Origin of the sequence: Lysinibacillus telephonicus (assembly GCF_039654155.1) — a bacterium.
In the GTDB taxonomy this organism is placed as follows: Bacteria; Bacillota; Bacilli; order Bacillales_A; family Planococcaceae; genus Ureibacillus; species Ureibacillus telephonicus.
Genome location: NZ_CP155468.1, coordinates 62,076 through 87,500, shown reverse-complemented (window position 1 = coordinate 87,500; position 25,425 = coordinate 62,076). Strand labels below are relative to the sequence as shown.

The window sequence follows — 25,425 nt, the reverse complement described above, 5'->3', positions numbered from 1 at the left end:
TCTAAATCATAATCATCTAACAGTCCTTCAATTACTTTCGCATTATTCCAATCATCCTTAGTCTCTTTTATAAGATGAATTAATTTGTCATCGAATTCTCTTTTTAATTTCCCTTTACGACTAAACATCATACAATGCCACTCACCTTATAGCGATTTAACAATTTAAAATATCTAATTTCAAACGAATTACAATAGTAGAGTCAGTTAGCAGTTAATAAAACCACAAATAATTTGTGGCAAAAGCGTTAGAAATTTTTATAATTCTCGACGTCCTTCTAACGCTTTGGATAACGTTACTTCATCGGCATATTCTAAATCGCCGCCAACTGGTAAACCGTGTGCAATTCGTGTTGTACGAATACCAGAAGGCTTTACAAGACGTGAAATATACATTGCAGTTGCTTCCCCTTCAATTGTAGGGTTAGTCGCTAAAATCAATTCTTGTACTTGTTCATCTTGTAAGCGTGTAATCAGTGAGGCTACATTGATATCCTCTGGACCAATACCGTCCATTGGCGAAATAGCCCCATGTAAAACGTGGTAGAGACCTTGATAATCGCGCATTTTTTCCATTGCAATGACATCCTTTGGATCTTGAACAACACAGATTGTCGATGCATCACGTTGTTTATCAGAACAAATTTGACACGGATCTATATCGGTAATATGTCCGCATACCGAACAATATGTTAAGTTGCGTTTTGCATCTACTAATGCTTTTGCGAAAGATAAAACTGTATCTTCCTTCATTGTTAAAACGAAAAATGCCAGTCGAGCCGCAGTTTTCGGACCGATACCTGGCAATTTCATAAAGCTATCAATTAGCTTTGATATTGGTTCAGGGTAGTACATCCATTTTACCTCCTAGAATGGAAGGTTTAAGCCTTGAGTGAATTTACCCATTGTTGCATTAGTCGTTTCTTCTACTTTCTTTAATGCCTCATTAGTTGCAACAATGATTAAATCTTCTAACATTTCCACATCTTCAGGGTCAACTACAGAAGGGTCTAAACTTACTCCAAGTACCTCGCGTTGGCCGTTCATCGTAATTTTCACCATGCCGCCGCCTGCAGTACCTTCAAATTCCTTTGCATTTAGCTCTTCCTGTGCTTGCATCATTTCCTTTTGCATTTTTTGCATTTTTTTCATCATGCCTTGCATATTGCCCATTCCTCGCATAATTGAGTTCCTCCTAAGTATTATTTATGTCGCCTTATCCATCATAACAGGGAGATTCAGCTTAATGAAAATCATTAATCCTCAACAATCTCAACAAAGTCTTTACCAAAAATTTTCTCCGCCTCTGTTACTAAAGGATCTTCAGAAGCAATTTCTTGCACATCGTCAATAAATGGCTGTTCATTTACTGTTTCCGAAATTCCAATGCCATCATCTTGCTCAGAAGCATCTTTTTTCTGATTTAAACCATTTTCTCGGATAAAGTTTTGGCGCAATGTAATCCATTCATTTTCTGGAATACATAATATTTCATACATAGTACCCGTTATTTGGGATAGTATTTGAGAAAACATGGATATTAACTCTCTATTTTCGGCAACCATTCGACAATGAATATCATACTTGAATTTTACCACAAATGCACTATTCGATGCGGCAACAGGTTCAGCTTCTGCCAACAATGCTGATTGTGATTTTTGAAGCTGGCTTAAGCTTTGCGCCCATGCATTTTTAATTTGATGAATATCTTGTTTGGTTGCACCTTTTAATACCTCTCGAATTCGTCCTGTTGGTGCATTATAGCCGCTTTGGGATTTTACACGTGGACGTGGTGCTTCTTTTTGATGCTGTACATTATTTTGTACTTGAACACCGTCTTGTATTTGTTGAGACAATTGATGTACCAATCTCTCAAGATTTGCAACTTTATCATTCAGTTCAGGGTCAATGCTTGCCGTGTTTTGAGAAACAGCGGCACCACTATTTGGTACTTGCGCCATCTTCAATAAAGCTGTTTCTAAGTAAATTTTTGTATGATGGGAAAAACGCATTTCTTGTTGCGTTTTAGCTAGTATATCGATATATCTGTAAAGTGTATCGGCGCTAAATTCATGTGCAAGCTGCAGAAACTTTTCTTCAGGTGTTACAAGTTCCAACAATTCTTCCAGTTCGCTGCTTGTTTGTAATAATAATAAGTCACGGAAGAATGTAATTAAATCTTCTGCTAAACGCAAAGGATCCTTACCATCGGCGATTAGCCCCTCTATCGAAGTTAAAACTTGCGCAATTTCTTTATCTTTTAAAGCGCCTACTACATTATAAAAGACATCTTGGCCAATTGAACCACTTACAAGTAATGCATTGTCTAAAGTAAGCGTATCACCGCTGAACGATACAACCTGGTCCAGCAAACTTAACGCATCACGCATTCCACCTGCTGCTGCCTGTGCTATGACTTTTAGGGCTTGTTCTTCAAATGGCAAGTCGATATCTTCTAATATAATTTTCATTCGCTCTAAAATATCATTTGAAGATAATCGTTTGAAATCAAAGCGTTGACAGCGCGAAATAATTGTTGCGGGCAATTTATGAGGCTCTGTAGTAGCCAAAATAAATACAGCATGAGGTGGTGGTTCCTCTAATGTTTTTAATAAAGCGTTAAATGCGCTCGTTGAAAGCATATGAACTTCATCAATAATATACACTTTGAAACGTGCATTTGCAGGAGCGAATCTTACTTTTTCAATGATATCACGCATCTCTTCAACACGTGAATTAGAAGCAGCATCAAATTCGATAACATCTGGATGCGAACCTTCAGTAATACTTAAACATGTCGGGCATTCATTACACGGTTCATTCGTGGGTGCTTTCTCGCAGTTTAATGCTTTAGCAAAAATTTTCGCTGTACTTGTTTTCCCTGTCCCTCTTGGACCTGAAAAAAGATACGCATGTGTTGTTTTATTTGCTGTAAGAGCATTTTGAAGGGTTCTTTTCACGTGTGTTTGACCAGACATCTCTCGGAAACTTTGCGGCCTATACACACGGTAAAATGCTTGATAAGTCAACTTTTTCCTCCCCTTCTCTTTAGTCGTTTTTAATAGCCTTATTATAACACAAGTAAGACAAGCATTTCTTTCCCTACGTTATAAGTAACTTGCAAAAACAACAAAGGGATTTCCCAAGTGTCACGTCTTATACAAAGACTTTCCAGCATCAACATCATCAAAATTTTAATTATACCGCATCTATTAATGCTTTAATCGAAAGCCATTCTCCTCGTGTACCTAAGTTGATTTGGCCATTTTCAAACAAGACATTCCCTCGCGCAATAGTTTGCTTAATTCGGCATGGAAATGTATGACCAACATAAATACTTAGTTTATGTTTAGAAAACAACTCACTCTCATCGACTTTAAACGGTTCCATCGATACTATTACTAAATCAGCATCTTTCTCAACCTCAATTTTCCCTTTACCCTTCAATTTAAATCGATGTGCCGGATTTGTTGAAGTATATTTTGCAATTTGAAGTAAAGACATATTATTTTGTAGTACTAATTCAATAGTAGAAAGCAAAGTAAATTGCCCCCCACTAATACCGCCCCAAGCAGTAAATATATTGTGCATTTTGGAATCCTTCATATCTGGTGTACATGGGGAATGATCAGATGAAATCATATCAAATTTCCCTTCAACAAATAATGATACAAGTTGTTGCTTCACTTCCTCCTCTCTTAATGGCGGTGCACATTTCGCAATTGCTCCTTTTTCTATCAAATCATCGTGGTTAAATAATAAATAATGAGGGCAAGTTTCTAATGTAATATCCATTCCGTTTAGTTTAGCCTTTTGAATGGCTAGAACAGCATCAGGACTACTAATGTGAACAAAATGCAGAGGACAGTTTGTAATTTGTGCATATGCAATCGCACGATTAACAGCTTCAAACTCTGCGATAGCAGGTCTTGATGCTAAATAATCATCTGCTGATAACTGCCCAAACTTTATTTTTCTATTTTGCAGCCATGAAGTAATCGGTGCACTTTCTGCATGCAATGCAAGAACTTTCCCTAACTTTGAAATCTCCTGCATACCATATAAAAGTGTTAAATCATCAACGTTTTGAAATTCTTCATTACCCGTCTCCGATAAAAAAGCTTTAAAACCGACTACACCTAATTCCGCAAGCTCCTTTAAATTCTCTACATTCCCAGGAACCAAACCACCCCACAAACCAAAATCAACGCACGATTTTACTTCACCAATTGAAGCTTTATCTAATAGCGCTTTTTTATTAATAGTCGAAGGTATCCCATTTAGCGGCATATCAAAATAAGTAGTGCAGCCACCAGCAGCCATCATTTGTGATCCCGTAGAAAAACCTTCCCAAAATTCTCGTCCCGGCTCACTGAAATGAGCATGCACATCAATAACGCCAGGGAAAATGTATTGATTTAATGCATCAATTTCCCTTTTTGCTATTCCCTCTACACAATCTTGAATAGCTGAGATTTTTCCATTCCGTATTCCAATATCCATTTTTCTTATTTCTTTTTCTAAAACAATAAAGCCATTTTTTATAATTAAGTCGAATTCAATCATCTTCATCCACTCCATTCTTCGAAAGAAATAGGGGGCATCCTGAATAAATAAATTGGATTACCCCCTAACTTGAAGTCTTTATTTTATATTTTATTCTGCTACGTCAGCTTTTACTAAATCTGGATTTACCTCTTTTAATAAAGTAAGATCTATATAGTCTGTTTTTTCAGGAACACTTGAAATATTCCCTGTTTCCAGCAAGTAATCTGTTACAACCGAACCGTTGCTTTGATTTGTAAACGTCTCATCTACAGTCATATCATAAACATTTCGGTTCATGATTTCTGCCAACTCTTCTTCGGTTAAATGAAGCTCGGGAGCTAATATTTTAATAGCTTCTTCACGATTTTCATTAATATAATTAGTTGCTTTCTCTAAAGCACGGATAACAGCTTTTATCGTATTAGGATTTTCCTCTAAATAATCATCTGTCACTTGTAATGTTGAATGAACACTCATCCATTCAACAGGCTGGTCTTCACCTTCAATTGCATAGCTAGTTCCACTAAACAAAAATTTACCACCACTAGCAACCGCTTTTGTAATAAATGGTTCCCACGCTGCCATCGCATCAATATTCCCACTTTGCAATGCAGTTAGTGCATCACTCGGCGCAAGGTTTGCAACTTCTACTTTTGATAAATCTACATTGTATTCTTCAGCCATTTTATTTATTGCAATTTGCACATCAGCACCAGCAGGAATACCAATTGTCTTACCTTCAAAATCTTTTGGCGAATTAATATTTGCTTCTGGACCAGCTACTACCGCTTGAGTACCAGCAATTTGTGCAACTGGTGCTACAATTTTCACACCAACACCTGAAGAAGCTAAAATAATATCCATGAAATTCGTTTGTAAACTAATCGGCGCACTTCCACCAGCTACCATTGGAGCGATATCAGGACCACTTTCAATTAGAGTATTCGTTACTGTTAATCCTTCTTCTTTAAAATACCCTAGTTTATCAGCAATAATTTGTTGTGAAGAAATCTGCGCATCACGAACACCAACAATTTCAATTTCAGTTTGTTCTAAATCGTTGCTTTCAGGGCTGGCAGATTCATCGGAATCAGCAGTGTTAGTTGGAGCACTCTCCTCTCCTCCATTACAAGCAGATAAAATTATTATCAAAGCTGCTACCAAAAACATTAACCATTTTTTCATACTCATTTCCCTCCTATTATTTTTCTATCGCATCTGCAAAGCCGCCTTTTCTCCATGAAAGCATTTTTCTTTCAACAAGCTTTAATGTATATGAAAATAAGCTGTACTCGATACCAATAACAATAATTGCAACATACATATTTGAAAGCTTGAAATAGTTGCGAGCATCTACAATGATATATCCCAATCCAGAAGTAGCACCCATCATTTCTGAGACAACAAGGGCAGAAAAAGCCAGCCCTAAACTTATTTGACAGCCTGCTAATATATTTGGCAAAACGGACGGCAGAATTACCTTTTTGTAAATCTGCTGATCTGATGCACCTAAACTTAGCGCTGAACGAATTAATACCGGTCTTACAGATTTAATTCCTTCAATCGTATTTGTTAATACAGGGAAGAATACAGTCCATGCAATCAAAATAATCTTTGGAATTTCACCAATCCCAAACCAAATGATAAACAATGGCAATATAGCAAGGGATGGTATAGGTCCCAGCATATTTAAAATAGGGGAGGCCCAATAATCTATTAATTTTGATTTCCCTATAATGAGGGCAAGGACAACACCCGCTAAAATTCCGATCACAGTTCCAACAAAAACTCTTATCGTGCTAGAAATAATACTATCAGTCAAAACTCCTGTTTGAATTAATTGCCATCCTTGAACCGCAATAATACTTGGAGGTGGAAAGAAATTTGAATTAACCAATTCAAAGGTAATATTTAATCTTGTAAGACATTCCCAAAGCACAAAAAATGAAATAATCGGTATATATTTTTTAATCGTGAGATTTAATTTCGTACTATTTAAATTCCGTTTTTGATTACTCTTGGCCGCAGAGGGTTCTGTAATTTTATCAACTTGATTTACATTCATTTTCCTTCCCTCCTTTAATTAACCAATACCTGTTCTAATTCAAAGACTAGATCACCAAATCGCTCTTGATGGTATTTCCTAGGCCGCGGTAAATCGATATGCAAATCTTTAGCGATTGAGCCGTTTTTCATTACGATAACCCGATCCGCTAAATAAACCGCTTCAGAAATATCATGAGTTATAAAAATAATGGTAGTTTTTAGTTCCATCCATATTTCAATCAATTCTTTCCGCAAGCTTTCTTTAGTAAATACGTCCAATGCGCCAAACGGTTCATCCATTAGAAGAAGCTTTGGTTCAGCTGCAAGTGCACGCGCAATGCCTACACGTTGTTTCATTCCTCCTGATAATTCCTCAGGATAATGATTTGCATATTTTTCAAGACCAACCTTTCGTAAGTGTGTTTGGGCTATTTCAACAGCCTTCTTCTCGTCCACACCTTGTACAACGGGGCCAAATGTAACATTTTTTAAAACTGAGTACCATGGAAACAAAGCATGTTCTTGAAAAACAACACCTCGCTCCTTGGATGGACCTGTTATCATTTGACCATCAACATATATAGAACCTTCATCAGGTTGTATAAATCCTGCTATTAAATTAAGCATTGTTGACTTGCCGCAGCCACTATGGCCTAAGATACAAATGAACTCGTGAGTTTTTATTTTTAAATTAATATCTTTTATAATCGGATGATCGTTGTAACTTTTTTTAACACCATTTAAAGTTAATTCCATATTAATCACCCTTCCATGTTATTTTTTATTACATTTATAATACTATTTCAAATTTTCAAATAAGTCATTGGTTACTTTTTTCAAAAATATTAGGTTCAATTGGTTACTTTGAATAAAGGAGGAGATAAATTATGTTATAAAAATTGACGTAAAATGACGGAGAATATATCTTGTGTTTAATTAGATTCGAGGTAAAAACTCTTAAAATATACCATAAGGGACTACCCAATTGGATAGTCCCTTAAATTTAAAAATTATCTTTTCTTCATTCCCTTTAAAATCTGGGCGACATTCGTCTCTTCTTCTATAATTTGCCCGTCATTTGCAGATTTTTTTGGCTTTCCAACAGCTTGGAAGAAGCCCCAACCAAAACGTCTTAAAGTGATGTCGATAAAGAATAACAGCATACTTGCCAACACAAGCCATGTTGCAATACTTTGCCGTTCAGCACCTTTTACTGTAAATTCGCGAAATGCCTCAGCTGGTTCCTCAATAATTTTTCCACCTGTTCGGTCTACAATTTGCGTAAGCAATGTTTCATTCGGCGGTTGCAATTCATATTCCGCGCTATATGGTATCGTAAGTCCTGCTTGGTAAATAGAACCATCACCACTATTTATTCTAAAGAATACTAGCCCGGGATCAGCCTCTACATTTACACGCAATTTGCTTGCTGAAATTGGTTCAAGCTGTACTTCCAGCTCTTCTCCTAATTCATTAACAACTGCTACATCTAGAAATGCGGCTTTATTTGAAGGGTCAGTAATAGTAAATACACCGTCTGCATCTAAACGTATATCGTAAGCAATATCATTATAGGTTGGCAGCATTCTTGAGATTGCTGTATTCCAGAAGTTAGTCCACTCATTCCAGCGAGCCCAATCTCCAGTCCAAGCACCTGTTGAGTCAGAGGTAAATGCTATCGTTTTTCCTAATCCGTATTGCCATTCTGCTAATACAGGGTCTTCCTTTTCACTTTCTGCAACTACGACTGCGGTTTGCTTCGCTGTCGTTCCAATATATGCATTCATTTGTGGAACGCCTTGTTCAAACAAATGATTCCATCCTTCCGCGTTATATACAATCGGGTAGAACGGATTGTCTTCAATGTACGTTCTTGAAATCATTGCAGTCTCACGCGATAAAATTGAAGGAATCGTCGTTTCATCAAGTACATTATAAAAACGTCCACTGCCAAGCTCACTTAACATCTCAAGCAAACCAGCATCAGCATCAGATCCAATTGCAACCGTAGAAAGAGTTATATTACTCTCTTTTCCCTCTTCTATTAAATCTTCATAACTGCTATTTGTATAGGACTGTCCATCTGTTAGCAAGATAATGTGTTTTCGCTGCAATTGTAAATCAGCCAAATTTTCATACGCCATCGCCAATGACGAATAAATTTCGGTTCCACCGCCAGGAGCAATTGATAAAATTGTATTTACTGCTTCCTCTTTATTATCTAGCGGTTTGGTTTCAATAATTTCCCACGGCCGATCATCGAAGGCAATAAATCCAAGTGTATCACCATCTCGTAGTAACTCTACTGATCGGGCAGCCGCCTCTTTCGCCAGCTCAATTTTTGGTCCCATCATACTGCCAGAGCGGTCAAGCACAATGACAAGCCCAAGTGACGGTAATTGTTGTTTCCCTTTCACTTCCATCTCTACCGGCAGCAGCTCTTCGATAGGAGTTTTAAAGTATCCTCCCAGCCCGAAACTATTTTCACCACCGACCATCATAAAGCCTAAACCAAAATTCTTCACTGCCTGCTCAATAATTCCCATCTTTTCCTCACCAACAAGATGTCCAGGGATATTATCAAAAATAATCGCATTGTAATGTAAATAGCTTGATAGTGAACTCGGCAATTCACTTGGCCCTATTACATCATGAGCAATAGCATTTGGTCCAAGAGCCGCTGAAATCGGGGAGCCCTTTTCATTATCACTGACGATTAATAACCTTGGAGAACTTTGCACCATCGTAATACTCGTCAACTTGTTATTTTCAATGATCGCATCGTTATCAGTTTGAACGAGCGCTTCATATTTTACTAAGCCCTCTGCATTTCCAATATGAGGATACGTAAAAACATTCGAACCTTCCTCTAATTGAACTGTTTCTTGGTGAATAAGCTGGTCGTTTTCATATAAATACAGTTCTCCTTGGGCAGCAGTTGTCGCTTCAATTTCTGTAACGAGCTGTTGCTGTTCCCCTGCAAAAGCAACTTGAGGCGTAGTAAAGCTCTGAATAGAAATATCTGCTTCTACATCTTTACTTAGCTCTACAATATCAATTGAAACGTTGCTGCCTGTCATTTTTGTCAGCTGTTCAGAAACATCCCCTTTTGTTTCCAATCCATCTGTTAACAACACAATTCGGGTTGCTTTTTCACGGTCAACGATACCTGTCGCCAATTGCAATGCTTGTGCAATATTTGTTGCACTCTCACCGGTAATTTCACTTAACGAAGGAACATGCTCTAACTTATCAGATAAAATGGATTCCGTTTGAAGATTAGAAGCAAATGAATAAATTCCAACAAGGTGAGAATCTTTTTTTGCTTTTAAGCTTTCTTCAATAAAAGCAACTGTCTGCTCTTCAGTCCCCTCAACAGAAGCTGAACGGTCAATTAAAAAAACAACCTGTTCTTCTTTAACCGGCAGTAATAAATATGGGGATGCTATAGCAAATACAAGTAATACAACAGCACATATCCGAATAACAAAAACCACAAGCTGATTCTTTTTCAATTGAGACCGATGATGCCACCATGTCCATATTAAATAGGCAATTGACGGAATAAGTAATAATAAGGCGAGTGGGTAATCAATTCGCAAATCCACGTCTTCTTTGCACCTCCCACTCAATGACTAGCAATAATAAAATAGGCAACAACAGCCATATTAACAGTGATGTTTTTGATGTTTCCTCTTCACCACTATTTTCAAGTGTACCCAGCTCAAAACTTGTTCCTTCTTGTATAGAACGCTCTTGTGCTGGAAGTTGAACAATGAACGGCTTTTCTTCTTCCTGAGATTTCACTGTATATAACCCAGGTTCAGTAGGTGCTTTAAACTGACGAGCGTTTTCAAAGGAAGAAATATATTCATCATTTGATGCATAAATTGACCAATCCCCAGGAATCAGCGAAATAGCCCGACTTTCATTTGGGGAGAAAGTACCTAAAGAAGTTGTTCCCGCCATGAGCTCATTTTGTACGCTCCATAAAAATAGAGGAAATGATGGATGAAGCGGCCAATCAGTTGATTGAATATCCGCTAAAACAATAATATCTCCGCTTGAGGAACGTTGAATAAATGGTTTACCACCAATCGTTGCAATTGTTTCATAATCATCAAACGATGGATATATTGAGTTTACATACACATCCTCTAATGAGCTAAATGCAAATAACGGGTCCTCTGATACATCTACTAAGTTATTCACTTCAACCGCTGTCTCATCATTACGACCAATTAGCATAATAGGTGTATTCGTTTTTCCGAGAAGCTCCGTTTGATTCGTAATAATCATTGCTTCATTTGCCATTGATACAAGCTGATTTGATGGCACAATTTTTACATCTGTGTCTAAAGACTGAAAACCTTTTTGTACAAGTTGATGCATTTGTTGATCAATAACGATTTGAGACATACCGTTTCCAACAAGAGTGACCATTGAGTTATCAGACTCATAGTCATCTTCAACTTGAAGATTTGCTGACAAAACAGCTGTTATAGGCAGCTCTTCAAATGTTTTTGTAAGCTCTTCTTCACTCCCTAATGCCAACTGTTCCTCGATAAGTACCTCCCCAGCTTCGTTGCTTAATGAAAGTTGGACATTAAGCTCTCTCTTTGTTTCATTTTTTAATTGAATAAGTGCAAGCGTATGCTCCCCGTTAGCGGTTGCAGCAAAACGAGTAATTGCAGCATTCTCTAACTCTTTATTTGCTCCTTTGACTATCCATTTAACATGCTCATTTTCAATAGGCAGTTCTCCACGGTCCACAGCATCGGTAAATAAATAGATAGAAGTAGAAGTATCACCAATAAAAGCCTGCGCCATATCAATAGCTTTAGGTAATTGCTCCTCCTCATAAGTGACTTCTAAACTATCAATTGCTTTATGTATAGCAGCCGACTCTGTTTCTTGTCGAACGATTGTTTTCGGTTCATCACCCGTTGAAATAATCGTGAGCGGACGTCCACTTAACTCTGATACGAGAGATTTCATCGTCTCCTTATGCTGATCAAAAGTAGTTGTATTATCTTTTCCAGCTAGCATTGTGGCAGATGTATCAACAATCCAAATCGCTTGCTCACCCGACATCTCAGTGGATTTCACAAAAGGATTTAACAAGGCTAAAACAAATAATATAAGCGACAGCAGTTGTAAATACAGCAGCATATTTTTTTGTAAATGCTTTAAGTATGGTGAAGCTTTTGTTTCTTGCATGGCTTCTGCCCAAAAAATCGTTGAGGAAACATGCTGGTCTTTATATTTTTTACGGAAGAAGTAATAAATCAAAACGATTATTGGCAAAATGGCAGTCCATAAAAATACTAGATTACTAAATCCCAAAAAACTTCACCTCACTGTACCCAACGTGACTTCAATAGTTTATTAAAAAGTGCATTTTGCAAACCATCCTCAACAATCAGCTGAGTCTTCCGAATGCCAAAACGGTTAACAAGCGCATCAAATTGCGCCTCATGTTCTAATCGAGTCTTTTCATAATTAGCAAGTACTCTATTTGAAACGGATACATTCACATCACTTGCCGTTTCTGAATCAATTAGTCGAATATCTCCTGAAAAAGATGGATTCAGCTCTTCCTCCGTTACTATTTGAATACAACGGACATCCCCTGAAAACCGAGGCAATCGCTTTAGAAATTGCTCCCAGTTTGCCATTGGCTCTAATCCATCAGTTACAATAAATAGAACTGTACTATCCTTCGGCAGCACTTTTATTCCATCCTGCGTAAAACTTCCAACACCACGCGCATCCTCAAGACTTGAAACGACTTGTAAAAAAGGCTTCCGGTATGTTGCCCCCTTTTTCCTAAACGGCATTGCATGAGTTTCTCCTACATACGAAAAAGACAAACGATCATCTCGGTTTAACACCATTAATCCTAATGCAGCTGCAACTTGTCGTGCAAATAGCCATTTCTTCTCTTCACCCATTGAACGGGTTGCATCAAGTAATATATGGACACGCATTTCTTGTTCATCTAAAAATCGTTTAATAAAAAATTTTTCCGTGCGCGCAAAAACATTCCAATCGACTTGCCTTACATCATCGCCCAATGTATATTCTCGAAAGTCAGAGAAATCAAGCGAGGCGCCAAATCGCTGGGACCGGTGCGAACCTTTATGCTGGCCGCGTAATTTTGATGAAGTAGCGATAGATAAACGGCTGATTTTTGAAATCCAGTCATCTGGTAAAATTAATCCGGTTTGCTTCATAGCCGTGCGCCTTGTTTAATAGATAATAGTTCTTCAATTAAATCATCAACCGTCTTTCCAGATGCTTCACCTTCATAATTCAACATCATGCGGTGACGAAGTGCTGGCTTTGCAACCGACTTAATATCTGCAATCGAAACGTGGAATCGACCATTCATAACAGCACGAGCTTTTGCCAATTTAATAATACTTTGCAATCCACGAGGTCCACTGCCATACATAACATAATCCTTCACTTCCGGCAATGCGTCTTCTCCGCCTGGATGTGTAGCTACTACGATGCTTACTGCATATTCCATCATTTCATCTGCTACTAAAACTTCCTTTACCATTTGCTGCACAAGAATTAGCCTTTCACTATTCATTATCTTCTCTAATGCTATTTCTTCAGCACCGGTAGTCCGTTTCATAATTTCGATTAATTCTGTCTTAGATGGATATGGTACTAATATTTTGCATAAGAAGCGGTCCATTTGCGCTTCTGGCAATGGATACGTCCCTTCCATTTCAATTGGATTCTGAGTTGCCAAAACAAAGAAAGGTCTAGCCATTTTCTTTGTATCGCCTAAAATCGTTACAGTCTTCTCACCCATTGCTTCAAGTAAAGCACTTTGAGTCTTTGGCGTAGCACGGTTTATTTCATCTGCTAAAACCATTTGGCTAAAAATAGGGCCTTGCTGGAATACAAACTGCTGTTTTCCATTTTCAGCTCGTTCGATAATATTTGTTCCAGTTATATCTGTAGGCATTAAATCGGGTGTAAACTGAATTCGCGAAAAGGACAAGTCTAGCACCTCTGAGACTGTCCTGATTAACATTGTTTTCCCTAAACCCGGCAATCCTTCTAGCAATGCATGCCCATCAGCTAAAATAGAATATAAAATATATTCAACTGCTTCTTCCTGTCCCACGATAAACTTACTAATTTCCTTTTTTACCAATTGCAATTCTTCACTTATTTCATAATACTGCTGTTCACTAAAAGCCACTTCCTCATCTCCCTACTCATTCGACTCTATAGAAGAAAAATATGATTGCACAATATCCTGCAAATCTTTCGGTAGTTGTATACGTTCAGAACTTTCTAAATAACTTTCTTTATATTGACCAATTACTTCTTCATAAGGTCGAATTGTTCCTTTTGTAACAGGTACTGAACCTTTTTGTTCTCCAACAGGTTCGCCTTCATTAAGCGGACCTCCATCTACTGTTGTATCATTATTTCCACCGATACGCCCCGGAATTGAAAGCAAGTCGCGGCTTCCTTGACCTAAACCGGCACCACTTCCACCCCTACCCTGACCATTACCTTGGCCCGATCCATTGCCTTGACCATTGCCTTGACCATTGCCTTGGCCCGATCCATTACCTTGACCACTGCCTTGACCATTACCTTGACCATTACCTTGACCTGAGCTGCCATTGTTTCCCTGACCTTGTTGATTTGAATTTTGCCCATTACCTTGATTTTGTGAGCTGCTCTGATTACCATTTTGATTATTATTTTGATTATTCGAATTGGAGCTTCCGTTATTATTTGCCTCATTTTTTGACTCTGAGCCTAATTCACTGGCAATAGCATTTTGTAAATCAAAGCTAATTGGTTTTCCAAGCTTACTTAACGCAGATTGTGTATTATTTGCTGTGCTAGCAAGCTCATTTTGCAGCTCCATAAGTTCTTTTAACTGCTCTTGTTCTTCTGCAGTTAACCCATCAGAGGCTTTCGCTTCACCTTGCCCTACTGAAGTCTCTTTTTCTTTCAGTTTTTGCTCCTGAAGCTTTAATTCCTTCTGCTTTTTCACCACTTCACGCAATGCTTCTTCAGATGTTTCCATTTCCTTTAATTTATTTGTAAGTTCCTGCAATTGTTTTTTTACATTATCTGTTTTCGTCTTTTTTTCTAACTTCGCTACTTCTTCCTCTAGCTCCTCAATGACATTTTGTTCTTTTTCAATAACATGTGCCTCTTGCTGTGTTGCCGAAGGAAAAATTGATAATATCCCAATAACTATTGCCATCAGAAGGATGCCGATAAGCACTCTTGCTTTCCATAGCTCTTTTTTGCGTTTTTTAAAACGCTCATAAGCTGCTGATGATTCTTTTTGTGCTTTTTCTAATAATGAATTCACCAACGGGTTCTCTGAATCGTTGAATGATAATACTGTAACTAGCTCATTATGAGGATAAAAAGCATCTAACCGGTGTAATGCGTCCTTTTCACGGACATGTTTCCACCAAATAAAGAATATAGTTGCAATGAGTACAGCAATGCCAACTACAATGGCAACCTCATCATAATGCGGAAAAACAAACAGCCTAGAAACAATTAGGATCACCGTACTCATACTAAGCCCAAGTAAAATTCCAAATTGCAATCTCGGCAGCATGTATTCAAAATTTAAGCTTCTTTTTGCTTTCCGCACAAATTGCCTTAATATTTTCCTCTGATCCATTATTGCTTCTCCTATCTGTTCGTTTTCATATTAGCGCGCAGCTTACGAATTGCTATTGCTAAGCAGCCTACTGTTATTAATAAATAAAAAATCAAATAAACAACCCAAATAGGGAAAGATATGCCGACTAAAGAATCAATAGTATTCGTTATTTCAGGATAAAGGATTGACAGCATCAATGCCCCTGGATTTATGCTAACCCAGAAATAAGTAATAGGTGAAAACGGCATTAAATTCTGTGTTCCAGCATATCCAGTCGCCATTTGATCCATTGAAACACCGATAAAGAAGAAGAAAGCTGTAATGCCTCCTAAAAATATCATTGCCCCATAAGTTGCAATCATCGATACAATTGTTTTCTTTGTAATAGTTGAGAACATAATTCCGATACTACCAATTGCAATCAAAGTTACTAGGTAGAAAAGGAAAATTGTTACGTATTGAGAAGGTGATACACCACCAAATAAAAATACAAGACTATATAGCGGCAACCCTGCAACTAACATTAGAATTAAAAACACTACAGATGATACGAGTTTTCCTACAATTATTTGTGTAGAGCTTTGTGTTGTAGTTAATAATATATTTAGTGTTTGCTTTTCTCGTTCCGTACTAATAGCACCCGCTGTTAAACCCGGTGTTATAAACATAACAAGAGCCATCTGAAGTACACTTAGAACAGAAAACATTGTAAAGCTGTCACTTGGTCTAAAAAAGGCTGTTCCTGAAAATTGCGTATAAATCATTAAAAAGCCTACGACGAAAATACATAAAACAGCCAAATAAAACATTAACCCTGAAAAGCTTTTAAAGGCGCGGAAACGCAATTTTAATTCTTTCATTAATACCGGGTTTGAAAAACGATTCATCATTTAACATCCGCTCCTTTCGTAATCGCCATAAAGACATCCTCTAAATCCTTTTCTTCCTCTGTTAATGAATAGATTGGAATGTCTGCTAGCATCGCTTTACGTAGAAGGTTCACCTGGTCCTCTGTAGTACCCCGATAATTAAAGGCGATTTCACCTTTTTCATCTGCAACTTCTATGGAAGAAATATGTGGATTTTCCTCAAAAAATACACGTGCCTTTTCCAATTGATGCACCACTTTTACAATAATTCGTTTTTCGCCCTGCAATTGTTCTTGAATTGTTTGTACATTACCATGGGCAATCAATTTTCCATTATCAATAACACCAATTTCATCACACATTTCTGCAAGCTCTGGTAGAATATGCGATGAAATCAAAATAGTTTTGCCCATCGATTTTAAATGCTTAAGTATATCTCGCATTTCCACTCTGGCACGTGGATCTAAACCTGATGCAGGTTCATCTAAAATTAATACCTTCGGATCATGAATGAGAGAACGCGCTAGGCATAGGCGCTGCTTCATTCCCCGGGAAAGTAAATCTACGTATTCATAACGTTTATGCGTCAAGTTAACAAGCTCCAATAACTGTGGGATTAATACTTGTCGTTCTGAATAAGATATTCCATAACTTGCACCATAAAAATCTAAATATTCATCTGCTTTTAATTGGTCATAGACACCGAAAAAGTCTGGCATATAACCGAGCTGTTTGCGGACCTCTTTAGGTTCCCGCACCACGCTTTTACCGTTAATGAACGCATCTCCTGAAGTAGGAGAAAGAAGAGTGGCCAATATTGAAAAGGTTGTAGATTTTCCAGCACCGTTTGCCCCTACAAAACCGAACACAACCCCCTCATCTAACGATAAATTCAAATTATCTAAAGCTGTAAAAGAACCGTACTTTTTTGTTAGTCCTTGAATTTCAATCATCATTATTTTGCCACCCCCTTAATTTCAACATCAGGCAGTCTGACTTGAGTGCCCATATCATTATTCGTTAAACGTACAAGCACTTTCAACTGGCCATCCTCTGAAATATATTGATCCAAATTTGTTGTAAATGATTTATTGTTTTCACTGATTTCTTCATATTGAGACGTATTTATATTCCAAATAGCCATTTCAATACGATTAGAATCCTTATTTGAAATATTAATTTCTGTCCAAGATGACTCTTCTAGAAGTTCTTCAGGTAGATAAACCAAATAATCATATTCTCCTTTGTCTAAATACCATTCATTAGTCGCTTCATTGATTAATTCCATATAACCCGATGACACTGGCTCTACATATTCTTGTAATGCATCTTTATCTAATGTAAATTCCCCTGATAGTTCCATACTAGGTTTAAATGTTTGAATTAAATATGCTACAGGCGATACTTCCGCATTCCCGTCTAGTTCAATTCCTACAAGGGCTTCTTCTGTCCAGGCAACAATTGCAGGTAGACGTTCGCCTTCTGTTAAGCCTGCTGCACCATACTTTAATTTCTCTAAGCGCATCGGCAGAATGTCTTCTTTTGATTGTGGTGTAGAGTAATTATAGTTTGAAGTGGAAGGCGCTAGAAGGACCGATCCTTTCACCTCTTCTGAGACCTCTAATGTACTATTTGGCTCGATATCTCCTAATTGAATTTCACGTGAACCAGACCAAATTGCCACATCATTTAATTTAAATGGGAAGTTATTTGTTACCGTACCTTCCACTTTTCCATTTGTTAACTTTAATTGAATATCCATATTTCCCGCATCTTTAATTTGTGATTGCCCAACAATCGATTGAACAGACCAATAGTTTAAATTTTGCAGATTAATAGTTGAATTATTTGCATGCTGTTTTACGTAGGACTTCTCGTGCAATACAGCAGTGGATTCACCCATATAGTTTCTATTGCGTGTTGCAACAGCAGTTGTATTTTCATCTGTTGTAAAAGTAAAGTCGCCACTACGGTTAGTTAGGATCGTTTCAATATAGTTACCCGACAAATTGGTACCTTCCACTTTATAAAAAGCAGATTGCTGTATTTGTGATTGCATTAAACGATCTTTTGCCCCGAAAATAAACATACATAGTGATAAAGAAATCGAAACAACTGGAATTAGCCACCATGCATGCTCCCGTTTATCCATCCGTTTTAAAACAAGATAAAGAATTGGGCCAATAAATAAGATATAAATAATAACGATAATAACTAGCACTGTTGTTGAAACTTCAAAGGAAGGAAACAACTCATTGACGCTGCCAACCTCATAAGGTAAATAATCGTTATAGTTGCCATAGTAAGCTCCATACGATGGCATTTGCAGTGTTTGTAAGCTTAAAATGTTGGTCATTAACTTTGAGTATCCATCCATTGCAGATAAAGGCTGGTCTCCCAAAGAAAACGTTGTTTGAATAATACGACCGCTTCCTAGCTCTGTTGCTGATGCAAGAATTGTTTCACCATCTGCCAAGATTCGAACACTGTCCTCTTTTTCCTGAGCTCGATATACTTCAATTCCTTGTGTAAAGATTCCGTCATTTGATAATGTTCTTAAGCTTTCTTTAGATACTCCTACCCTCTCTGTCGAAAGCGATAACGGTAGATGCTCTTTAAAAATTCCAGATGAAGCCTCTACTTGATCTGATGCACCAATTAAAAGTGTTCCACCTTGTTCAACCCAGCTTAAAATTGCTTTTTGTTGCTCTTCTGAAAAATCCGCTAAACTTATTTCATCTACTGCTAAAACATTCGCAATTTCCAACCCTTTAGCATCTGAAGGAAATTCAAAATCTTTAATTTGATTTAAATGGAAAACTTCAACATTGTATGTAGCATTTTGTCTTAAACGTAAAAATGCGGCTAAACGGTCGCTATTTTCAGTTAATGTATAGATAAATGTTGATTCCATCTCATAAAATTGCGGTCTTACTGATTTATCTCCAGAAAAACCAATAGCTTTCCCTTCCTCAATGCCGCCTTCATAGAAGTAAAATAAATTTGGTTGTTGAACTCCTGAGTACATAAAATCATCTGAAAGTCCATTTAAGTAAAGCTGAACGGTTTTCGTTTCACCTTCTGCAATATCAAGTGGATACACTAGTCCGGATCCAACTGCATAGGATTCAGCCGCATCAATGACTAAGTCTCCCGAAAACGCCGATCCATTATTAGTAATTGTCAGCTTTAATGGCAACGGTGTATAATACTTTACTTTATTTGATATTCCGACTTCGGCTTTTACGTCTAGCTTTGGTGCTGCACTGGCAGTTTCAATATGAATAAAACAGCCGATAAAAGCTATTAAAAAAGCAATGATTAAATTTCTTTTAAACAAAATCTCAACCCCTTCAAATTTCCGCTTTATAATTGGTACGTTTTTATGCCAATTAAGTTCCAATTTTACCAAATAATAAGGATTTCTTCAGAAAGTGTTCGTGCTGTTCGTATAAAGCTTCTAAACAAAGATGTTGAACAAGGTTTTTAACATCACTATCTTCTTTATAACTTTTAATAAAAAAGAATACACATTTTGATTGGCACAAAAGATTTTACCATAAAAAACCAAGTTTAAAGAGCAATACTTTACTTAATCAAAAATTGCTGTAACAATTTTTCGTGGGAGAAAATCCAATAATAATCCAAAATCTAAAACTGAATAGTATACCGCATTTTAAAGTGGATGAAATTTGAAAGCAAAAATTCTTTAGTTTTAAAAAGAGAAAAAAATCGGCTTATGTAAACTAAGGGGGTGATTATTTTAGTAAAAAACCGCCTAGCTATTATTAATGTATAGGGGAAAGACTAGCTTATTCTCGGAGGTATGTAGGGAAGAATTAGTTCAATTGTTTTAATTTATATCTCAAAAATGCTAAAGTACCTTACTAAAAATTTTAAAGACAAATATTAAATTAAAACTCAAAGTTTAAAACAACCAAAATTAATTATAAAAAAAGTGACCGCAAAAGCCGTTTATTCAACGACCTTTTGCGGTCACCATTATTACTTTAATGCCCTTTCAAGGCAATTTTATATGCACAATTAAAGCCGTGCACCTTTCTTCGACAGCCGCACATAAGCGTTACTCTTGTCGCCAGCTCAGGTTAGGCTACCCCGCGGCACATGGGTGAAACCACTTAATGCTGCTTCCTTCCGGACCTGACATGGTTCATGGGTACCCATTGCGCAGGACCCAACCGTCAACACTACGTGCAAGAGGCAGGCCAAACATACGGACAGCCTCAGAAAGGACTTCAGTCTCGCTAGAGCGGATTGCGAGTTACAGGGCACCGCTACCTCCCCACCTAGCACGGCATAAACTAGTATACTTTATATAACGGTAAAAATGCAATGTTTAGTTATGGTAATAATGGAAATTAAAAAAAGTCTTTCAAAAATAGAATTTTAGTTAGTCTATTTTAGCTTTTTTATTGACCTACTTTAGATTACATGTTATATTATTTTTTGTCGAAACGGAGGAATACCCAAGTCCGGCTGAAGGGATCGGTCTTGAAAACCGACAGGCGGGTTAAACCGCGCGGGGGTTCGAATCCCTCTTCCTCCGCCATTTTTATTTTAATACATTTAACGCACTCGTTACGTTTATTCTGTAACGTTTTTTTATTTTTAAAAGCTTATTATACAATGCTGAAGGTACTTTAAACAATACTAGTTAAAGCGCGTTTTATTTTCCCTAATAATTCTTATTAGAGATTATAGGTCATAAATAAAAAAATTGAAAAAGTAAATCTACAAATTCAATTAATTCATTAGGAAACTGATAAATATTTTTAAAGCCGCGAAATGTTTTCGCGGCTCTTCTTTTATTTAGCCAATACCTTTGCTAAGTAGGCTCGAATAGATTCTTCTCCGTTTGCAAGTGCTTCTTTTTCTCGTGCTTCATCTTTTGTTAATTTTGCCTCAGCAGCTTCAGCTATTTGCTCAGCTTCCTCCTGCTGTACGACAACGACTCCATCTATATCACCAATAATAAAATCTCCTGGGTGAACTGTTACACCGCCAACTGAAATCGGTACACCTACAACACCGCCACCATGTTTATGTCCTGCAGCAACTGTTGTGCCTAATGAAAACACTGGGTAATCAAGCTTTCGAATTGCTGCAATATCACGAATTACTCCATCTACAACAAAGCCTTGTACACCTAATCCCTTAGCAAGAGAAATAACAAAATCCCCCGCTACCGCTCTGTTTTTATTACCTTTTGCATCAATGACTAATATATCACCTTTTTGCGCTTTACTTATCGCTTCTAGCACTGCACCGTTTTCCCCATCAGGCAATCGAACCGTAACAGCTCGTCCAGCAATTTTAAAATGATCTGAGAGAGGTTTTATACTTGAATCAATATTTGTATGTCCACCTGTTGCATCAGATATTGCTGTTGTTGGTAAAGCAAAAAAACGTTCTTGAATTGTTGCCATATTCACACCCCTTAATTCTTAATATTGTAATAATTTAGATAATATATGAATAATAAAATAAGTTAAATAGGTTTTTATTATTTGATTTATAATTCTCGATTTTCAAGCTTTTATATTACGATTAAAAATAAATGAAATGGTTACAATGTCGTTATAGAAAAGGCTCTTCTACAAAAAAATTATTTTACATTAAAGATGAGGAGTGACATTGATGAAATTCAATCGACTAATTACACAGTACCAGAAAGAAAATGGTGAAATAGGATATAAAATGGCAACATATGATATTGAAGTTATTGCGAAATCAACAGGCGGGCTCGCCCCAACTATTCTTTATTTCCATGATAATCAAGATGTTACAGATGATGTTCGTGCCATTCGGTTTGGGTTAGAATCGCCATATTCATATATAGAAGATTATGATAAATTTCAAAAAATGCTATATAAAAAAGAGCAGCGAGCGGTAAATGATTTGTATGATACAATTAGCATTCGACCTAAAAATATGTCTACTACAAAACAAATATTATGGAGCTTCGGAGTATTGCTTTTAATGACGATTCCATTATTAGTAGCTATTATTTTAAATTAAATTTATTTATACCCCTGTATAGATTTATTTCTCACCTAACAGGGGTATTAATCATTAATGCTTCTTCATTTTATAACTTACATAATTTACATTTATATCTCCAGCTATTATTTGAATAAGTCAGGATACATTTCCTTCGCTAAGATTTCCATCCCCTCAATCATGTTGTATCCATATCCAAACATATAGTTGTAATCTACTGCATAAATTTGTTTGTTTTTGATTGCCTTCATACTAGATAGCTTTGGATTAGAATAAAGGGCTTCTTTTAACTCTTCTGCACTTAAATTATCGTGCGAAGTCCAATCCGGAATGATTAAGACATCTGGATCAGCCTGAATAAGCATTTCAATGTTTGCCTCTCCCGTTGCATCCTTAAATATATTATCTAGCTTCACCATATTAAACACATCATTAAAGAATGTTTCATCTTGGGCTGCGTAAACATTTATTTCATTTGGATCACTTATATGTAAATAAGCAAATGTTCTTTCCTCTTTAATACTTGATAACTTAGTAGTAATAGCTTCTTGTCGTCCCTTCAATTCTTCAATAAATTTTTCTGCTTGATCTTGTACATTAAAGATTTCCCCTAAATTTTCGATATCTTTATAGACAGAATCGTATGTTCCCCCAGGTACAGAAGATTCAAGGACATATGTTTTAACTCCCATTTCATTCAGCGAGTCTACTGTCCCGACTCCCCAATCTTCATTCTCAAACAATCCCCCTCTACCGAAAACTAGATCCGGGTTAGTTCCTAATGTTACTTCTTTTCCAACATAGCCATCACTTAAGATATTTAATTTTGCATATTCTTTTTCTACTGTTTTGTCCGGTGCCCCAAAGTCTGCAGCAACCCCAACAATTTTATCTCCTAAACCTAAACGCAATAATAATTCTGCTGCTGGTCTAGTATTTGCCATAATTCTCTCTGGTGCTTTTTCGAACACCTGATCTTTTTCTTCCCATGTAGTGCTGCCTTCAGCTTTTGTATAATTTTGAATCGTTAGCGGATAATGTTCTTTCGATTTTGAAGCTTCTGTTGAACTCGTATTACTTGTGCCTCCACACGCGGTAAGAATTAAGATTGCTGCTATACTGAAGCCAAACAATAATTTTCTTTTCAATTTCTTTTCCTCCTTATTAAAGTCCAAAGGCAAAGCCTAAATTCTTCGTTACTGGATTGATATATGTTTGACATTTAATTTGATACAATGCTTCAATCGTTTCCGACGTAAGCACCTCGTTGGGTGTACCATGGGCATACACTTCTCCATTTTTAATTGCATAAATATAGTCACAGTAATGTGCGGCCATTTCTAAATCATGTAGAGCTGCCAATACTCCAATATTTAAGCTCTTCACACAAGATAAAATTTCAATTTGATAACGAATATCCAAGTGATTAGTCGGTTCATCCAAAATCATAAATTTAGGCTGTTGTGCAATGGTCCTTGCTAAAATTACTCTTTGCTTCTCACCGCCAGATAACGATAGGAAACTACGATTTTTATAATCAATTAAATTAGTTCTTACTAAAGCTTCCTCCACAATTTGAAAATCCTCCTGGTTATCTGACTCCAACATTTTTTTATGAGGGGTTCTTCCTAACATGACCATTTGCTGTACAGTCAAGTCAAAATTCATTTCATTGAATTGACCTACGACTCCTAAACGCTGTGAAACTTTTTTTTCAGAAGTTTTCAACACATCAACCTCATTTAAAAAGACGCTACCCTTATGAGGAGTTAAGCTTTTATAAATACTTTTCAACAAAGTTGACTTTCCACACCCATTTGGTCCTATTAAACCTACAAATTGTTGTTTTTTTACGTGAATGGACATGTTTTTTATAATTTCTTTTTTTCCAATCCTGATTTCCATTTCTTTTGCAACAAGTTCCATTTTTACCCTCCAAAGTTGTAGCCTTTTTTAACTATCATGTAGATAAATAAAGGTGAGCCAATTACAGATGTAATAATCCCAATAGGCAATTCTACATTATGTATTAATATCCTAGACAAAATATCAGCCCAAATTAAAAATAGACCTCCTAGAAGAAGTGCTCCTGGCACTAATCGTTTATGATCAGCCCCAAAAATGCCTCTTGAAATATGTGGGATTATAAGACCAACAAAGCCAATCATCCCCGCGTAGGCAACCATTGTACCTGTAATAAGGGCTGTAATAACCATATAAAGTTTACGAAAAGCACTTAAGTTAATACCAAGCGTAATCGCGGATTCATCCCCTAGCAGCATCGTGTTCAATACTCGATGTTGAAATAGAAACATGCCGCATCCAAGGAGAACAATAACCGCCATAATAGGCGTTCGATCCCAGCTTGATGATGCTAAGCTTCCCATTGACCAGAAAGTAACGCTTTTTATTCCCTCAGCATTATTGGCAAAAAAGATAATCAGACTCGAGAAAGAACTGCATAATGCTCCAAGTACAACCCCCGATAAAACGAGCTTCACTGATGTTGCCTTGCCGCCTATGCTAGATAAAACTAGAACTGCAATCGAAGCGAAAATGGCACCAACAAATGCTCCGAATGCTACTCCAAACTGAGATAAAAATGCCCCACTTCCAAACCCAACTAAGATAGCAAATGTGGCTCCTAAAGAAGCCCCTGACGAAATACCAAGAATATATGGATCAGCGAGTGGATTTTGTACAACTGCTTGCATAACAGTTCCACAGAGTGAAAGCCCCATCCCTATTAAAAGTGCATAAATAACCCTAGGCATCCTTACTTGTAAAATAATATTAAGATAGGATTCGCTTTCTACTTGATCGAGCGACCCCAATCTACCATTTGTTAAGGAATGCAATAATATATCCATAGTTTGCTTAAAGGGAATATTCACTTGTCCGATTGATACGGAATAAACTGCTGATAAAATAATGGCACCTATTAATAGAAAGATAACAACATAGTAGATGTTACCCGTTCTCCCAATTTCTTTACTTTTCAAGAACACGCCCCCAATTTACAAAACGGATTAGCTAATTGATAATAATTATCATTATCAATGATTTTAGAATATGATCTAAAAAAATACAATAACAATTTTGGAAATAGTATAAATATTTGTAATTAATGTATCAGTCCGGTATTTGCTCAACTTGGTCTTGAGTTCATTCACTTCAAAAATATAAATATAGACTTTTTTCTTTAATCCCATAAGGCAATTAAAGGTACATATAAAAAAGGATGAAACCATTTTGATTTCATCCTTTGTTC

At 36.8% G+C, this 25,425-nt stretch carries 21 protein-coding genes, 1 tRNA gene and 1 other RNA gene (1 of these 23 cut by a window edge); 2 read left to right on the top strand and 21 right to left on the bottom strand.

Annotated features, from left to right (window positions below; translation table 11 throughout):
* The 17 genes from MKY04_RS00375 to ffs form a co-directional block, all read right to left on the bottom strand.
* Positions 1 to 131, bottom strand: partial view of a YaaL family protein gene (locus MKY04_RS00375; protein WP_126295697.1) — the 5' portion only. Its footprint begins 85 nt before the window's first position; 131 of the gene's 216 nt are visible here — the first part of the coding sequence; it begins with the start codon at positions 129 to 131; its stop codon lies off the left edge, out of view.
* A 126-nt stretch (positions 132 to 257) separates the two neighbouring features.
* Entirely contained in the window at positions 258 to 854 is a 597-nt protein-coding gene (recR, locus tag MKY04_RS00370; RefSeq protein WP_126295698.1) for a recombination mediator RecR, read from the bottom strand.
* Between the two features lie 12 nt (positions 855 to 866).
* The gene (locus tag MKY04_RS00365) at positions 867 to 1,181 is read right to left on the bottom strand and encodes a YbaB/EbfC family nucleoid-associated protein (protein WP_126295699.1); all 315 of its coding nucleotides are present in this window, start codon (positions 1,179 to 1,181) and stop codon (positions 867 to 869) included.
* Positions 1,182 to 1,255: 74 nt separating this feature from the next.
* The gene (dnaX, locus tag MKY04_RS00360; RefSeq protein ID WP_126295700.1) at positions 1,256 to 3,028 is read right to left on the bottom strand and encodes a DNA polymerase III subunit gamma/tau; all 1,773 of its coding nucleotides are present in this window, start codon (positions 3,026 to 3,028) and stop codon (positions 1,256 to 1,258) included.
* A gap of 169 nt (positions 3,029 to 3,197) precedes the next feature.
* On the bottom strand, positions 3,198 to 4,565 hold the full coding sequence (allB, locus tag MKY04_RS00355) for an allantoinase AllB (RefSeq protein WP_346235164.1): 1,368 nt from the start codon (positions 4,563 to 4,565) through the stop codon (positions 3,198 to 3,200).
* A gap of 90 nt (positions 4,566 to 4,655) precedes the next feature.
* Positions 4,656 to 5,732, bottom strand: coding sequence for an ABC transporter substrate-binding protein (locus MKY04_RS00350; protein ID WP_346235163.1), 1,077 nt, complete (start codon positions 5,730 to 5,732; stop codon positions 4,656 to 4,658).
* Between the two features lie 16 nt (positions 5,733 to 5,748).
* Positions 5,749 to 6,612: an ABC transporter permease gene (locus tag MKY04_RS00345; RefSeq protein WP_126295703.1), complete on the bottom strand. Its 864-nt coding sequence runs from the start codon at positions 6,610 to 6,612 to the stop codon at positions 5,749 to 5,751.
* Positions 6,613 to 6,626: 14 nt separating this feature from the next.
* Positions 6,627 to 7,349 (bottom strand): ABC transporter ATP-binding protein, encoded by a 723-nt coding sequence (locus tag MKY04_RS00340; RefSeq protein WP_126295704.1) that lies wholly within the window; start codon positions 7,347 to 7,349, stop codon positions 6,627 to 6,629.
* A gap of 254 nt (positions 7,350 to 7,603) precedes the next feature.
* Positions 7,604 to 10,201 (bottom strand): vWA domain-containing protein, encoded by a 2,598-nt coding sequence (locus MKY04_RS00335; protein ID WP_126295705.1) that lies wholly within the window; start codon positions 10,199 to 10,201, stop codon positions 7,604 to 7,606.
* Entirely contained in the window at positions 10,185 to 11,939 is a 1,755-nt protein-coding gene (locus tag MKY04_RS00330; RefSeq protein ID WP_346235162.1) for a BatA and WFA domain-containing protein, read from the bottom strand. The genes MKY04_RS00335 and MKY04_RS00330 overlap by 17 nt, the downstream gene beginning before the upstream one ends.
* An 11-nt stretch (positions 11,940 to 11,950) precedes the next feature.
* Entirely contained in the window at positions 11,951 to 12,829 is an 879-nt protein-coding gene (locus MKY04_RS00325; protein WP_126295707.1) for a DUF58 domain-containing protein, read from the bottom strand.
* A complete protein-coding gene (locus MKY04_RS00320) occupies positions 12,826 to 13,818 on the bottom strand; it encodes an AAA family ATPase (RefSeq protein WP_126295708.1) in 993 nt (330 codons plus the stop codon). The genes MKY04_RS00325 and MKY04_RS00320 overlap by 4 nt, the downstream gene beginning before the upstream one ends.
* 12 nt (positions 13,819 to 13,830) lie before the next feature.
* On the bottom strand, positions 13,831 to 15,282 hold the full coding sequence (locus MKY04_RS00315) for a hypothetical protein (RefSeq protein ID WP_346235161.1): 1,452 nt from the start codon (positions 15,280 to 15,282) through the stop codon (positions 13,831 to 13,833).
* A gap of 11 nt (positions 15,283 to 15,293) precedes the next feature.
* Entirely contained in the window at positions 15,294 to 16,154 is an 861-nt protein-coding gene (locus tag MKY04_RS00310) for an ABC transporter permease (RefSeq protein WP_126295710.1), read from the bottom strand.
* The gene (locus MKY04_RS00305) at positions 16,151 to 17,086 is read right to left on the bottom strand and encodes an ABC transporter ATP-binding protein (protein WP_126295712.1); all 936 of its coding nucleotides are present in this window, start codon (positions 17,084 to 17,086) and stop codon (positions 16,151 to 16,153) included. Before MKY04_RS00305 ends, MKY04_RS00310 begins: the two co-directional genes overlap by 4 nt.
* A gap of 2 nt (positions 17,087 to 17,088) precedes the next feature.
* Positions 17,089 to 19,473, bottom strand: a complete 2,385-nt coding sequence (locus MKY04_RS00300; protein WP_126295711.1) for a hypothetical protein — start codon at positions 19,471 to 19,473, stop codon at positions 17,089 to 17,091.
* Positions 19,474 to 20,183: 710 nt separating this feature from the next.
* An RNA gene (gene ffs / locus MKY04_RS00295) (signal recognition particle sRNA large type) lies at positions 20,184 to 20,449 on the bottom strand.
* A gap of 161 nt (positions 20,450 to 20,610) precedes the next feature.
* Between ffs and MKY04_RS00290 the strand changes: the two genes are divergently transcribed.
* Positions 20,611 to 20,703, top strand: a tRNA-Ser gene (locus tag MKY04_RS00290).
* Positions 20,704 to 20,959: 256 nt separating this feature from the next.
* Here the strand turns inward: MKY04_RS00290 and MKY04_RS00285 are convergent.
* The gene (locus MKY04_RS00285; protein ID WP_346235160.1) at positions 20,960 to 21,580 is read right to left on the bottom strand and encodes an RraA family protein; all 621 of its coding nucleotides are present in this window, start codon (positions 21,578 to 21,580) and stop codon (positions 20,960 to 20,962) included.
* Positions 21,581 to 21,791: 211 nt separating this feature from the next.
* Between MKY04_RS00285 and MKY04_RS00280 the strand changes: the two genes are divergently transcribed.
* Positions 21,792 to 22,172 (top strand): sodium:proton antiporter, encoded by a 381-nt coding sequence (locus tag MKY04_RS00280; RefSeq protein ID WP_126295747.1) that lies wholly within the window; start codon positions 21,792 to 21,794, stop codon positions 22,170 to 22,172.
* Positions 22,173 to 22,279: 107 nt separating this feature from the next.
* Here MKY04_RS00280 and MKY04_RS00275 read toward each other — a convergent pair whose 3' ends face one another.
* The 3 genes from MKY04_RS00275 to MKY04_RS00265 are packed head-to-tail and all read right to left on the bottom strand — an operon-like array spanning position 22,280 to position 25,156.
* Positions 22,280 to 23,302 carry an ABC transporter substrate-binding protein gene (locus tag MKY04_RS00275; protein ID WP_346235159.1) on the bottom strand — a complete coding sequence of 341 codons (1,023 nt, stop codon included), beginning with the start codon at positions 23,300 to 23,302 and terminating at the stop codon, positions 22,280 to 22,282.
* A 16-nt stretch (positions 23,303 to 23,318) separates the two neighbouring features.
* Positions 23,319 to 24,080 carry an ABC transporter ATP-binding protein gene (locus MKY04_RS00270; protein WP_346235158.1) on the bottom strand — a complete coding sequence of 254 codons (762 nt, stop codon included), beginning with the start codon at positions 24,078 to 24,080 and terminating at the stop codon, positions 23,319 to 23,321.
* 2 nt (positions 24,081 to 24,082) lie between these two features.
* Positions 24,083 to 25,156, bottom strand: a complete 1,074-nt coding sequence (locus MKY04_RS00265; RefSeq protein WP_126295744.1) for a FecCD family ABC transporter permease — start codon at positions 25,154 to 25,156, stop codon at positions 24,083 to 24,085.
* Between the last annotated feature and the right edge of the window lie 269 nt (positions 25,157 to 25,425).